This is a genomic window from Streptomyces sp. NPDC001415 (genome assembly GCF_053597395.1).
In genome coordinates this window covers 1-13,980 of sequence record NZ_JBSFIE010000049.1, presented here as the reverse complement: position 1 = coordinate 13,980, position 13,980 = coordinate 1, and the positions used below count along the sequence as shown (strand labels likewise).

General features: G+C 69.8%; 6 protein-coding genes. 3 read left to right on the top strand and 3 right to left on the bottom strand.

Annotated elements, in window-relative coordinates; translation table 11 throughout:
* Position 1 precedes the first annotated feature (1 nt).
* The 3 genes from ACWC2B_RS35395 (at position 2) to ACWC2B_RS35385 (ending at position 6,203) form a co-directional block, all read left to right on the top strand.
* Positions 2-3,010 (top strand): AAA family ATPase, encoded by a 3,009-nt coding sequence (locus ACWC2B_RS35395; protein ID WP_450724018.1) that lies wholly within the window; start codon positions 2-4, stop codon positions 3,008-3,010.
* Between the two features lie 75 nt (positions 3,011-3,085).
* The gene (locus ACWC2B_RS35390) at positions 3,086-5,341 is read left to right on the top strand and encodes a Helicase associated domain protein (protein ID WP_450724016.1); all 2,256 of its coding nucleotides are present in this window, start codon (positions 3,086-3,088) and stop codon (positions 5,339-5,341) included.
* 163 nt (positions 5,342-5,504) lie between these two features.
* Positions 5,505-6,203 carry a restriction endonuclease gene (locus ACWC2B_RS35385; RefSeq protein WP_450724014.1) on the top strand — a complete coding sequence of 233 codons (699 nt, stop codon included), beginning with the start codon at positions 5,505-5,507 and terminating at the stop codon, positions 6,201-6,203.
* Between the two features lie 158 nt (positions 6,204-6,361).
* Here the strand turns inward: ACWC2B_RS35385 and ACWC2B_RS35380 are convergent, their stop codons facing one another.
* From ACWC2B_RS35380 to ACWC2B_RS35370, 3 genes are read right to left on the bottom strand one after another with little or no spacing between them, the layout of a single operon-like run.
* Positions 6,362-8,986, bottom strand: a complete 2,625-nt coding sequence (locus ACWC2B_RS35380; RefSeq protein ID WP_450724012.1) for an RNaseH domain-containing protein — start codon at positions 8,984-8,986, stop codon at positions 6,362-6,364.
* Positions 8,980-12,261, bottom strand: a complete 3,282-nt coding sequence (locus tag ACWC2B_RS35375) for a hypothetical protein (RefSeq protein WP_450724010.1) — start codon at positions 12,259-12,261, stop codon at positions 8,980-8,982. The genes ACWC2B_RS35380 and ACWC2B_RS35375 overlap by 7 nt, the downstream gene beginning before the upstream one ends.
* On the bottom strand, positions 12,258-13,415 hold the full coding sequence (locus tag ACWC2B_RS35370; protein ID WP_450724008.1) for a restriction endonuclease-related protein: 1,158 nt from the start codon (positions 13,413-13,415) through the stop codon (positions 12,258-12,260). The genes ACWC2B_RS35375 and ACWC2B_RS35370 overlap by 4 nt, the downstream gene beginning before the upstream one ends.
* Positions 13,416-13,980: the final 565 nt, after the last annotated feature.

The following is a 13,980-nucleotide window of genomic DNA, read 5'->3' as shown; positions in this document are numbered from 1 at the left end:
CATGCGCCTGCACACCCTGCGCCTGCAGGCCTTCGGACCCTTCGCCAGCACCCACACCATCGACTTCGACGCCCTGTCCGCCGACGGCCTGTTCCTCCTGCACGGCGACACCGGAGCAGGAAAGAGCACCATCTTCGCGGCCATCTGCTTCGCCCTCTACGGCAAACCACCAGGTGACCGCGACCTGCTCCTGCGCAGCCACCACGCTCCCGCCGGCCTCCTGACCGAAGTCACCCTCGACGTCACCCTCGCCGGCCGCCGCCTGCGCATCCACCGGATCCCCGCCCAGATGCGCCCCAAGCGATCCGGCGACGGCGAGACCTCCCAGAAAGCCGAAACTCGGCTCAGTGAATGGGCCGTCGACGCCGACGGCCAGGGCCGCTGGGAACCTTCCAGTAAGTCCCACCAAGAGGCAGCCGTCGAGGTCACCGACCTGCTGGGCATGAGCCGGGATCAGTTCTGCCAGGTCGTCCTGCTGCCGCAGAACGAATTCACCAAGTTCCTTCACGCCGACGCCCACGGCCGACGAGAACTTCTCGGCAAACTCTTCCGCACCGGCCGCTTCTCCTTCATAGAGCGCTGGCTGAACGACCACAGCCGCACCACCGAGAAGAACCGCGACGCCGCCCGCGCCGACGTGCTGCGCCTGGCCGAGCGTATCCACCAGGCTGCCGGACCCGACCTGGAGACTCAGTACACGGCGCCCACCCCCGACGATCCGCGCACACTCACCGAGCCCGCCCGCGCCTGGGCCCAGGATCTCCTCCGCGCCAGTCACATCGAACACACCAGGACACTCCAAGCAGCAACAACGGCCAAGGAGAACCTGGTCAGACAGCAGACCTTCGAAGCCGCGGCCCGCGAACTCCACCAGCAGCAAGCCACCTACATCAGCGCCCGGCAGCAGTTCGACCTGCTCCAGGAACAGATACCGCACCAGGATGCACTGGTCCAGCGCCGCGACCAGGCCCGCCGCGCTCAACAGGCAGCACCGCTGCTGCACGCCGCGGACACCGCCGCTGACGACCACACCCGTGCCCAGAGTGTTGAACGCGCCGTCCGCGAGCGCCTGTTGCCCGAACACAAGGATCTGGACGCCAGTCGGCTGGAAACCGCCGAGCAGCGTCTTCGCGCCGAAGCTGCCGTCCTGACCGCCCTCATCCCTGAAGAAGACGCCGTTCACCGGCTGACCGCCGAGCTGGAGCGCACCGACGCCGAACGGCAAGACTTCGCCATCCAGCAACGCACAGCCCAGGACTGGCTCGAAGCCGAGCCCGCCCGGCGCGGCACCCTCGAAGCCCGGCGAGAAGCCGCCCGCCAGGCCGAAGAAGAAAGCCGCCGCCACCAGACCGCCTTGGACGGCCTCAAAACCCGCCTCGAAGCCGCCAGGCGCCGCGACACCCATCTCGCCAAGGTCACCAAGGCCGAACAGCAGCTGGCCGATGCAGAAGCGGTCACCGGCCAGACCAGCCAGGACTACCTCACCATCCGCCGCCGGCGCACCGAAGGCATGGCCGCCGAACTCGCCGCCGCCCTCACCGACGGCACCCCCTGCCCGGTCTGCGGATCCTGCACCCACCCGGCGCCCGCCGCTGCCCAGGACGGACAGCCCACACGCCAGGACGAGCAGGACGCGGAAGCCCTCCACGAGCAGGCCAAGGCCACCCAGAAAGCTGCCGCGGCCGTGCTGCACGGGCTCCGCGAACAGGCTGCCACCGCCACCGGTGAAGCCGGTGAGACCCCCCTGACCGACATCCAGGCCCAGCACACCATGCTCACCACGGAGTTGTCCGGTGCCCTGGACCACGCTGCAGACCAGGGCACCGTCCAAGAAGAACTCCTCTCACTCGACGGCGAGCACACGGCCCAGACCCAGCAACACAGCACCGCCACGGCCGGCCTGTCCGCCCGCAACGCCCACTACGACACCCTCACCCAGCAGCTCACCGAGCTGACGGCCAAGCTCACCGCAGCCCGCGGCACCTATTCCACCGTCGCTGCCCACGCCGACGACCTCACCCGCACCGCCGACTGCCTTAAAGAGACCGCTGAGGCCTCCCGCAGCCTCGCCGCCGTCGTCCAGACTCTTACGCACCGCACCGACCAGGCCACCCTCGCCGCCAAAGACCAGGGCTTCGACACCCTGGCACTCGCCCAGCAGGCCCTGCTCAGCGACGAAGACCTGCGCGCCATCGAAGAAGAGATCACTCAGTGGCGCGAGGCCTGTGCCGCGCACGCCGCAGTCCTGGAGAACCCGGCACTGCAACAGGCCGACGCGCAGCCTTCCGCCGACCTCAACGCCGCCACGGCTGCAAGGGCCGCCGCGGATGACCAGCACGCCGAGGCCACCGCCGCCGCCAGTGCCGCCCACACCCGCAGCCAGGCCCTCACCGTCCTTGCCGCCGACCTCGGCGCCGCCATCCAGCACCTGCAACCGCTCGAGCAGGCTCACCTCACCGCCCGCCACCTGGCCGAACTCGTCACCGGCAACTCACCCAGCGCCCGGGTGCGCATGCAGCTGGAGGCCTACGTCCTGGCAGCCCGCCTTGAAGAAGTCGTCACCGCCGCCAACACCCGCCTGCACATCATGTCCGAAGGCCGCTACACCCTCTCCCACTCCGACCACCAAGCCGCCCGCGGCGCCCGCTCCGGCCTCGGCCTGGAGATCACCGACTCCTGGACCGGCCGCCCCCGCAAGACCGACACCCTCTCCGGCGGCGAATCCTTCTTCGCCTCCCTGTCCCTCGCTCTCGGCCTGGCCGACGTCGTCACCCACGAAGCCGGCGGCAACCCCCTGGACACTCTCTTCATCGATGAAGGCTTCGGCACTCTCGACGAAGACACCCTCCACAAGGTCCTCGACGTCCTGGACTCCCTGCGTGCCCACGACCGCACCGTCGGCGTCATCAGCCACGTCCCCGAACTGCGCCGCCGCATCACTCACCGCCTGCACGTCTGTAAAAGCCCCGCCGGATCCACCCTCGCCCACCTGACCGAAGCGGCCGAATAGCCTGCGCCCTGACAGGGCGGGGCGCCTTGCCCCGCCCCCAATGTCCAGCCGACCTCCACGGAGCAGCACACCTTCATGGCTTTCGAAATCGAGCTGCGGCCCCACCAGAAGGAAGCCGTCGGCGCAGCCGTCCGCACCCTCACCCAGCACGCCCGCGCGAGTGTGATCGCGGCCTGCGGCACCGGCAAAACCCTGATCGCCGCCCGCGCCACGGCCCGCATCGCCCCGCGCGGACGGGTTCTGCTGCTGCTGCCGACACTGGACCTGCTGTCCCAGACGATCCGGTCCTGGCGCCTGGCCGGCCGCAAGGGCACCGCCATCGCCGTCTGCTCCCGACGTCAAGCCCTCGACCACGAACCTTTCGGCGCCGACGTCCCCCTCACCACCGACCCCGCCGAACTGGCCGCCCTGGTCGGGCAGTCCGGCTCCGGCCCGGTCACCGTCTACGCCACCTACGCCTCCCTGCCCGCCATCATCGCCGCCCACCGCGACCACCACCTGCCCCCCTGGGACCTGGCCGTCGTCGACGAAGCGCACCGCACCGCGGGCCGCCTGGGCAAGGCCTGGGCCGCCATCCACCACGACGACCAGGTCCCCGCCGCCCGCCGCCTCTACCTGACCGCCACCCCCCGCATCTGGGACCCCGACGATGCCCCGGACGGCGACGGGACGGAGACGGTGGCCTCCATGGACGACGAGGCCCTCTTCGGTCCCGTCGCCTACCACCTCAACCTCTCCGACGCCATCGACCTCGGACTGCTCGCCGACTACCAGATCCTCGTCCCCGTCGTCACCGACACAGACTTGCGTGACTGGCTCGCCACCGGAGCCGGCGCGGGCGTCGACGGACTGCACCTGGCCGGCCGCCAGGTCGCCGCCCTGCGCGCCATCCACGACCACAAACTGCGCCGCATCCTGACCTTCCATCACCGCGTCGCCGACGCCCGCGCCTTCGCCACCACCCTGACCGAGACAGCCGCCGCCCTTCCCGCACCCCTGCGCCCCCAAGGGCTGTGGGCGGACTGGGTCAGCGGCAGCCACACCCCGCAGATCCGCCGCCGTCTCCTGCTCGAATTCACCTCCCACACCAGCCCCGACACACCGGCCGTCCTGTCCAACGCCCGCGTGCTGGGGGAGGGCATCGACGTGCCCGACATCGACGCCGTGGTCTTCGTCGACCCCAAGAACAGCCCCGTCGACACCGTCCAGGCCGTCGGCCGCGCCCTGCGCCAGCACCCCGGCGCCGGCAAGAAGGCCACCCTCGTCGTCCCCGTCTACCTCACCCCCGACGAAGATCCCGACGACCTCCTCGGCGCGGACGCCTACACCCCGCTGTGGCGCACCATCCAGGCCCTGCGCGCCCACGACGACCGCCTCGACGCCCGCCTATCCGACCCGCGCACGAACCGCCCCACCATGCCCCCCGAGGACCCTGAAGCCTGGCTGCGTTTCGACCGCCCCACCCAGGCCGACGAGATCGCCCTTGCCCTGTCCCTGCGCGTTCTGGCCCCCAAGAGCGCCGAATGGCGCCGCGGCCTCGCCGCGGCCCGCCGCTACGGCCACACCCACCATCACCTCGACGTCCCGCAGACCTACGAAGACCCCACCGGCTATCCCCTGGGACGCTGGCTGACCTGGCAACGCCACCTGCACACCAAGGGCACGCTCGACGCCGTACGTGTCCAGGCCCTCGAACGCCTCGGCATCATCTGGGACCCCCGCCAGCAGGCCTTCGACCGTGCGCTGGCCCACGCCGCCGCCTACGCCGCCCGCCACCAACACCTTGCCGCTCCCGTCGACGAGATCCACGACGGTTTCCCCCTCGGCCGCTGGCTGGCCACCCAGCGCACCCGCGCCGAGACCCTCACCGCTCAGCGCGCCGCCGCCCTCACTGCCCTGGACCGGTGGTGGAACCCGCCCTGGCCGATCACCTGGCAGCGGTCCTACCATGCCGCCCGCCAGAGCCTGGCAGCCAACGACACAGCCTCCCAGGCACAGGCATGGCTCGAAGCCCAGCGCGCGCGCTTCGACCGCCTGCAGCCTGAACAAAGAGGCCTGCTCAAGGAGTTGGGACTTCTTGAACTGCCCGACGCGCCCGCCGAACCAGCGACGGAGAACCACCTGCCAGCGCGCGAGCGTACCTTCCAACGCGGGCTGGCCGCCGCCCGGGCGTTCCGCGAGCGGGAAGGCCATCTCGATGTCCCCCAGCGCCACATCGAGGAGGTGGAAGGACAACAGGTACGCCTGGGACAGTGGCTGAGCAACCTGCGACGGCGCCGTTCCAGCCGCACCCCGCAGCGCCAAGCCGCCCTGGCCGAACTCGGCCTGTGAGCAGGCGAGGGCGATGTTGTCGAGAACGGGCTGGCGGCTGGAGCCGGGCAGGGGCCGAGAGGTTCAAGCCAATGGCCTGACTGCGCCCTGGTGAAGCCGCGCAGCACGCCCACACTGCACAACAGGGAGGAATCCATCCCGGCCGGTGCAAGAGGGGGCAGAAATGGCGGCCAAACGTAAGAACAAGGCGGTGCGCAGACGACGCGCCGCCCGGAACAAAGCAGCAGCAGGAGCGCTTGCCGCGCTGGTCCTGCTAGGTCTGCTGCGGCCGATGTTGTTGCTGTACCTCGGCGCCCTGCTTGTCGCCGCGGGAATCGGCTGGATGGTGTGGCGGCTGTGGCGTACCGACCGGCTGCTGCGAAGTAGGGACACCGCCTGGAGGCGACAGGAGGAGATCGCAGCGGGACAGCGGACACTGGCTGCCATCGACGCGATGTCCGGCACCGAATTCGAGGAAGTGGTCGCCGAGTTATGCCGCCGTGACGGCTGCACGCAGGTGCGCCGAGTCGGCGGGAGCGGGGACAACGGAGCCGACGTGCTCGGCCAGCTGCCCGACGGCCGGACCATGGTGATCCAGTGCAAGCGGTACGCGCCCCACCGGACGATCGCCAGCCGCGAAGTACGCGATCTGCTGGGAGCCAAGGTGCATTTCGCTGCGGACGTGGCCATCTTCGTCGCCACCACACGCTTCAGCCGCCAGGCCGAGGCGTTCGCGGTCAAGCACCACATCCTCACCCTGCACCGTGACTTCTTCGGACTGTGGAACAACGGGACACCGTTGCTGTCTCTGGCCGAAGTCAATGGGCACGGACAGGGTGAAGCCCGTCATCGAGCACGCTGGAAACAGACGTACTCCAAGTAACCAGTCACACAACCCAGTTGGACGGACTGCTCGGATCGTGACAGGCGAGGGGAGCGGCACAGTACACCGGCCCCGCCCCTTGCCCGGGCACGGCAGCAGCCAACCATCAGCTGCGCCGGCACCAAGTCTGGAAGCCGCCGTGCCCGCCGTCACTGCACTTACTCGCTCAGCCCTTCCTGGTCGACGAAGCCGGGATGCTTGTCGTCAGCGCTCTTGGCGAGATGCAACGGCGCGGGCAGGTTGGTCCGCCCGTCCCACATGGCGGCCTGCTCCGAGATCCGCGCGGCCAGACCTGCCAGCTGCTCCTCACGCCAGCCACCGCGGCGGACGATGACGTATTCGCTGCGGGTCATGGCATGGAACGGAGCTCCCATCTGGGCCAGTTGACCGCCGGGGAGGGTGCGGCGCGTGTACTGGGTGCCGGTGCGCTGGCCACCGGCGTGCTGGCGGGACTGCCCGGAAAACAGCCAGGACACCACACCTTCGTGGTCGTGACGGTAGAGGATCTTCTCCGGCATGACCGGCTGCAGTGGGTTGGCCGGCAGCTTGCCCCCGCCGCCGGTACGCCGTGACGGCTGGGGTGTGCCCTGCCCGTTACCGACCCGCACGACTGCCACATCCCACCCCTGGGCGATCAGGCTTTGCCCGGGAACAGCGCCGTCCCCGAGCCGGTCGTTGCACAGTCCGGGCCAGATCCGCTCACGTTCCTCGGCGAAAACGATGATCGGGAACTGGTTCCTGAGCGCGGCCAGGGCCCCGTCCACATAGGTGCGCACGTTGTCCGGGCCGCCGTGGTCGTCCCGCAGGTGATGTCCTCTTTTGCCGATGGGGCCGGCATGGTGCAGGGCCCGGGCCTGGGCCAGGGGGAGCCAGCCCCGGTCGCTGTACATGAGGGTGGGCCAGTAGGCGTCTTCGCCGAGCGGGATGCGCATGGCGACCAGCGTGATGGCCAGCACGGCCGGCTTGCGCGGGCGGCCGGGACGGTCATCGAAACGGTGGTAGCGGGTCCACAGCCCCACCGCCACGGCCTCCCGGTCCAGGACAGTGTCCTTGGCATTGCGGTGGAAGGCGGTGGCGGCCAGGCGGTTGTCGATGATGCCGGAGTCGGAGTGCAGGCTGCCGAGTCCGATCTGCACCGCGTGGTCGTCCTTATAGGCGACGTCCGGCTCCGGCAGACCCGCTTTGAGAGCCCTGGACCGCGCGACCTTCTCGGGCGTGTTCAGCCGGTAGGGATCGCCGGGATCGGAGTCCATGGTGATGAACTGCGAGGGGATGCTGCGCTCGGCGAAGAGCCCTTTGAGCGCGTGCTTGGCATCCGTCACCCCCGCCTCCTTCTCCTGCTCGCTGGGGTAGCGAGTCTCGCACAGGGCGGTGACCAGCGCCCGCCCGGCACCGGGCTTGAACCAGGGCAGGCTGTTCAGGATCAGGCTGCGGTCGTGGCTGCCATGGCGCACCAGTTCGGGCAGCCGCACCGTCACGAGCTCGTAGCCGGGCGCCAGGACCACCGGCTGCTCGTCGGGCAGATCGGCAAGTTCGGGCCGCGCGTAGTCGCGGGCCAGCTGCCCCATCACCCGCGTGTGCCACTCGGCCGACTCGTACAGCACGACGGTGCGCACCGTATCGAGGCGGGCGGTAGCCATGGCGGCGGCCATCTTGCCGGCCGGCACGTAGGGCGGCAGGCTCCCGCCCGGCTTGCTGATCTTGATAGGGGTGCCGGTGTAGACGATGGGCTCCTGGCCGAGGACGCGTGCGGCGTGTTCCTCGAGCCGGGCGTGGAACATCGCCCCGGCACCCTTGTCGATCGGGTGCTTGCCCGTGCGGTGCACCCCGCGCACCTCTGAAAGTTCGTCCAGCCCCGTGAGGGGCGGCTGGGGCAGCCGGCCGACGCCGCAGGCCTCGACGATCTGCGCCGTCGCCCCGCGGTAGCGGACCTCCTTGGGCTGCATGAACCCGTCCGGGCCCTTCTCCCACCGGGCGGTGATCGGGGCCTTGAGGATGATGTCCGGGTTGACGGGATGGCGCAGCAGCACGTTGCGGATGCCCTTGTAGTGGGTGGCGACGCGCGAGATCCGCGCCGACAGATGCGCGATCAGCGTCTTTCCGCCCGGGACGGCCTCGACCTCGATATGGATGCGTTCCATGGCGTAGCCGGCAATGCGCCGGCGCTTGCCGCTCTCCTCGTCGATCCACGTCCGCTCGTGAACCAGCGGGGCCTGCCACGCCAGCAGGTCACCCTCACTGTCGAGGTGGAACCGCAGCGCAGGCAGCGACTCGTCGAGGGGGAGAGGCTGGGCGGCCAGCATGCCCGCCAGCCGCCACCCGGCCACCCGAAACGCCCAGCGGGGACCGGTGATCCGCCCCATGGCGTCGCGGTGCAGCAGCGAACTGAGCGGCTGGGGCCCGTCGTCGTCCAGCCGCAGCAGGGCGGCGAGGGTGTTACGGCTGTCATGCCCGTCCAGCCGCGTCTCCCACTCCCGCATCAGGGTGCGCACCAAGGCCTCGTCCACCGCCTTGGGTGTGACGATCACACTCCGCCCGGCCCAGCGGCCGGTCCTGGCGGGCCGGTCGGGGTTGGTGAACACCAGCCGCTCACCGGTCACGGCGCGCGCCGCCGTCTGCAGGGACGCGATCGGCTGCACGGCGTCCTTGCCCCGCGGCCGGGGCAGCCGCCGCCAGGCCGGCGCGAACGCCTCGCCCTGCGGATAGACGTGCACCGTGCCCAGCAGCCGGTCATCCAGCGGGAAAGACAGAGTGAACAGGCGGCCGCGGTCGTCACTCACCATTCGCCCAACTCCTCATCCTCGATCTCATCTTCGATCTCGTTCGCGTATCCGGTGGGGGAGTGCTCCGCCAGCCCCAGCAGGGCGTCGGTCATGGTGGTGCCGTAGACGGCGTCGATCAGCGGCATGTGGCCCTCGTCCTGCCATTTCCCGCGCAACTGCTTCAACAGGGCGGGCAGGGTGGAGTCGGCGGCGGTGCGGGTGAAGGCGGCGTCCAGCAGCCGCAGCCGCCCGTGGTCGCCGCCGCGGCGGGTGCGCCCGCCCAGCTGGATCAGCCGGGTCAGGATCTCCGCGACGACGGCGAGTTTGACGTCCTCGCCCAGCGACTTGAAGTAGCCCTGGCCGCTGCGGATGTCGTCGAAGATCTGGCCCGCCGCAATCCGCAGCCGCTCCAGCTCTGCCGCAGGATTCGGGCCGGGCCGCCGCCGTCGGTAGGCGAGGGAGTTGACCAGGGACAGCAGCACCGGGGGGTCTTCCATCACCGGGATGGGCCGATTGACCAGGCAGGCCACATGCAGCAGGGAGCGCCCGTCATGGTCGACGATGTTCAGGCCGCGCTCGACCCGGGCCATGGGGGCGATCAGGTACCGGCACCGGCCGTGGCCCACGGCGCGGGGGAACTGCTCGAGCCGGTTGCTGGGGATGGGCACCCAGCCGGGCGGCATCCGCTCCAGCGCCGCCATCTCCTGCGGCCGCACCGCCACGCAGATCTCGGATGCCGCGACCCCTGCGTCGATCATGCCGCGGGCGAGCGCCGGGCCGGCGTTGTAGGCGGTCGGCGCGAGCAGCGCATACGCCCGGTGTGCGGTGGCCGGATCGGCGGCCACCGTGTCGAGCTGGGCGGGAAGGTCCTTGCCGACACTGCGCCCCATGGCCGTGTAGGCGCGGCGACGGTTGGTTCCCTCGGTGCCGGACACCACGATGCCCGCCCCGTCGTCCTGGCCGGCCTGCATCTCGACGGTGAGGCTTCCGTTGACGTCGTCCGGCACGTACCAGGCCGGTTCCGGCAGGAGGTGGTGACGCGGCGCGTATGGCATGAACGCCGTTGCGGACATCCCGATCACCGCCCGGCGGGTGCCGGTATGGGCGAGCGCGGTCACCTCGCCCAGGTAGGCCAGGTGGGTGTGCGGATCCCCGACATAGGACTTCAGCCGCAGCGCTGTTTGGTGCCGGTCGGCGGGGTCGAACGTCTCGGAGAACGCGAACAGCGCACGCCCCAAGGGGCCGTAGGGGGCGGCCCGCCACGGCACGTGCGAGGCCAGGGCGTCCACCAGGCTGTTGCCGGCGGAGATCCCCGCTCCCTGCAGCGGCGCCGCGACCCCGACGATGCGGTGCAGGATGCTGGCCATCTCCTCCAGATACGCCCGCCGGGCCGCCAGCAGCGCCAGCGAGGACAGCCGCTTGTCGCCGCTCTCACCGGTGATCTCCGCGAAGGCTTCCCCGATGCGCTGCAAGGTGGCGTGGGTGAGCCGGTCCTGCCCGCCGGCCAGGTCCGTGACCGAGGACAGCAGCTCCCTCAGCTCGGTCAGCCCCTCGATCTCATCGGCGAACTCCAGCGGCCCTTCCCGCTTGTAGAGCTGGTTGACCGCCTGCATCTGCTGCGCGGTGGGCCGTTCACCCGCCTCCAGGTGGAAGATCCGGGAGGCGAACATGGCGTCCCAGCGCCGCGGGACAACCATGTTGCGCCGTTCCCGGTCGGGCTGGATGACACCGCCGACGAGGTGGGACACGTAGGACTCGGCCAGCCACATCAGATGGTTGATCAGCGGCCGCAGATGCTGTTCGAGGCTCATCGGCAGCCGGTGGCAGTGGCGCCGGAACTGGCTGTCGAGATCGCGTACCGGGGTGTGCTCCGCACCGTCCTGGGCCAGCAGCACCTGACGGGCCGCACGGTCGAAGGCCTGCGCCTGCAGTGCATCGGCCTCGTCGATGATGACCAGATGGCTGCGGTGCAGCAGGAGCTGCTCGGTGGTCATGCGCCGCCCCGGGGCGGGTCGGCCCGCCACCGGTGCGTGGATGTGCCCGGTGAGGAAGTTCGCATGGTTGGTGACGAGGATGTCTGCCGAAGCCGCGGCCCGGTGGTGGCGGAACTTCCCGCAGCCACCACGCCACGGACAGGCCATAGCCTTATCTGTTTTGGCCCCGTTGGGCTTGAGCTGGTCGCACGGCTCCTGGCCCGGCGTCCAGGCATCCACCGCTTCGGAAGAGGTGGTGGCGTGCCCGGTCAGGGGGCAGCTGTAGGACATCTCCCGGTACACCCAGGTCCTGAAGTCCGCATCGTCCTGCGGATTGCCGGCCGTCTGCTCGGCCAGCTCCATCATGGAGGCGGGGGAGACGACCGGAGTGACCTGCGCGGAGATCCCCAGAACGGCCAGGTCCTGCTCCAGCCGGTACACCGTGGCCAGGACCTGCGCGCTCTGCGGAACCACCAGCGAGATCACCCGGCCCTGCCGGGCGCACCACACCGCGACGAGTTCACTCAGGACGTTCTTGCCCATGCCGGTGGGGGCGTGGAAGACCCGCAGCGGCCCAGCCTCCACGCGCAGGAACTTGCCCACGCCGGTGCCGTCACGGCCGCGGGAGTGCTGCTGGATGTCGGCGACCGCCTTGCGCCGGTAGTCCTGCCTGCGCAGCGCATCGAGCCGGCCCGCGATCTCGTCCAGATCGGCGAAGGGGATCTCCACCTCGTCCGCTACCGGGGCCTCACCAAGTTCCCGCACCACGCTGGGAGCAGGGGGCCCTTGGTAGTCGAGGTCGTAGAAGACGTCCACCACCCGGCCCGACGGGCTGAGCGGATCCCTGATCCGCAGGTCGCTGACGTAGGAGCCGGGCGGCGCAGGCTTGGGCTGGGACTGCCCCTTGGCCGCGTTGTCCTCGAGCTCGTCCAGCACGGCATCGATGAGGGCTTCCTCGTCGCCTGAAGGGAGGATCAGCACCTGATCCTCCCCGTCGCCTGGGGCGAACTCGACCGCCTCGCCGCTCTCTAGAACCGCTGCCGTCTCCGTGACAAACACCGCATGGGAGGCCAGCACCGCCGGACGTTGCCGCAGCATCCGCGTGATCCGCACCTGATCGGCCAGAGCCAGCGCAGGCCAGCCGTCCCACAGATGCATCTGCCCCGTGGCCAGGAAGTGCGCATCAGCAAGATCCACCACACGCCGCCAGGCCGCCTGCTCCTGCGGCGCCCGGTTGGGGAACACCCGCGCGGCCAGCAGGACCGCCGCCCGCACTGTCAGCGGCATGCTGACGGAGTACCTCGTGTTCTTCGGCGACGTCATGCCCCCACCCCCTTCAGCCACTTCGTCACGGCCGCCTTGAAACGGCTGACCGTGAACACGCTGTAGCGCTGCCCATCAGCAGTCCGCAGTGCATCGAGCCCGGACTGCAGCTGATGCACCTGGCTGCGCCGGAAGTTGGGGACGACCACCGTCTCCCCGGCAGGCGGCCGGTCGATGATCGTCTGCGGGTCCTGGTGGTCCTTGACGTCCACCCGCCAGCAGTGCCCGTCCCCGAGGTAGACGCCGATATCCCACTCATCCAGGTTCTCCCAGCGCTTGACCCGCACCCCCTCCTGCTTCTCCAACCACTGCATCAGGCCCACCTCGCTCAGCCCGGGACAGGTGATGTACCGCCACACCCCCCAGTCCAGGCACAACACGCCCTCCGCCGGCTCCGCAGCCGTCACCAACCGGCCCCGCCCACCCGTCAATACAGGCGGCCCGCCCCGCTCGCCGGTGCCCGCGACCAGACCGAACCGGCTCTGATGCGGCGGATACTCACACCGCAACTGCCCACCCCGCAGCACCATCGGATACCGGCACTCCGGGCACGGCCACAACCACGACGACGCCCCCACCCACACCCGGTCAGAGGGAAGGGGCCAATACACGTCCATCCGCGCCACGTCACGCCGTGAGTACTCCTCGACCAACGCTTGCTCCGCCCCGTATGGCACCTCGGTCAGCATCGTCCGCGCCGCCACATAGCCAGCCTGCCCGCCGGAGCGGATATGCCGAAAGGCAGCCCGCTCCGTCTGCTCAGCCGTCTGCCGAACCCACGCCGGAAGCCACGTCCCACCGAGATCGAAGTACCCGTCGTCTCCATACAGGGCCTCCAGATAATTCATCCCCGCCTCGTGAGCCTCCTCCGTCAGCTCACCGTTGTCCGTCAGGACAACCAAATCCCCCATCGCAGAAGGCAGTTCGTCCCACGCCAAAGGCACCCACTCCCGCAGGCGCACCGGCAGCAAGTCGATCATCTCGGCAGGCGTCGCAGGACCGGCCCCCACAGGCAGACTCGACAAGAGCACCCCATGCATACGCGACAGCTCCCGCCACGCACGAGGCTCCTCAACCCGGTTGATCCACGCCGCACCAGCCCGCAGAGCAGCGGTAATGATCCTCCGAGCGACAACATGTTGACTTTCAGGCACAGCTCATCACCCCTCCACGCCCCACCAGTGGTATTCGGGGCCAGTCCAGACGGGCCAACAACTCCCGGAACCTACACGCCCGGTCTGACAACGCCCCCGAAAACCAACGAAGATGAGCCCCGCGGCAGCGGGGCACCGCAAGAAACCAGACATGCCGACAGGCATGCCGTGGGGCCATCAGGCCCCGCCCCACCCCGTTTGTCGGCCCGTCAGGGCCGAAGCTCCTCGGCACACCAAGGGGGGAGGGGAACCGGATAACTGTCCAACAAACCCTTACGACATCACGGCGTCGGCAGGCGCCGGACACACGGGCGATCCCTGCCCGGCAGGGCAGGGAACCTCAATGCTCCGGCACCTCGCTCCGGCACCTCACTGTCATGCCGCCAGGCATGACACCTTCAGACACAGGACAGCGGGGCCGCCAGGCCCCGCATCTTCTGTTCCTGTTGGCCCGTCAGGGCCAACCCAGTCAACACACAGTCATGCCGCCAGGCATGACGACTCGTCATCTTACGGGCCGTCAGGCCCGTGGTTGGCCGTCAGGCCAACTTAAGAGCCGACAGGC

Coding starts and splice junctions, on each gene's coding strand:
- ACWC2B_RS35395 (WP_450724018.1), top strand. CDS start 2: ATGCGCCTGCACACCCTGCGCCTGCAGGCCTTCGGACCCTTCGCCAGC.
- ACWC2B_RS35390 (WP_450724016.1), top strand. CDS start 3,086: ATGGCTTTCGAAATCGAGCTGCGGCCCCACCAGAAGGAAGCCGTCGGC.
- ACWC2B_RS35385 (WP_450724014.1), top strand. CDS start 5,505: ATGGCGGCCAAACGTAAGAACAAGGCGGTGCGCAGACGACGCGCCGCC.
- ACWC2B_RS35380 (WP_450724012.1), bottom strand. CDS start 8,986: ATGGTGAGTGACGACCGCGGCCGCCTGTTCACTCTGTCTTTCCCGCTG.
- ACWC2B_RS35375 (WP_450724010.1), bottom strand. CDS start 12,261: ATGACGTCGCCGAAGAACACGAGGTACTCCGTCAGCATGCCGCTGACA.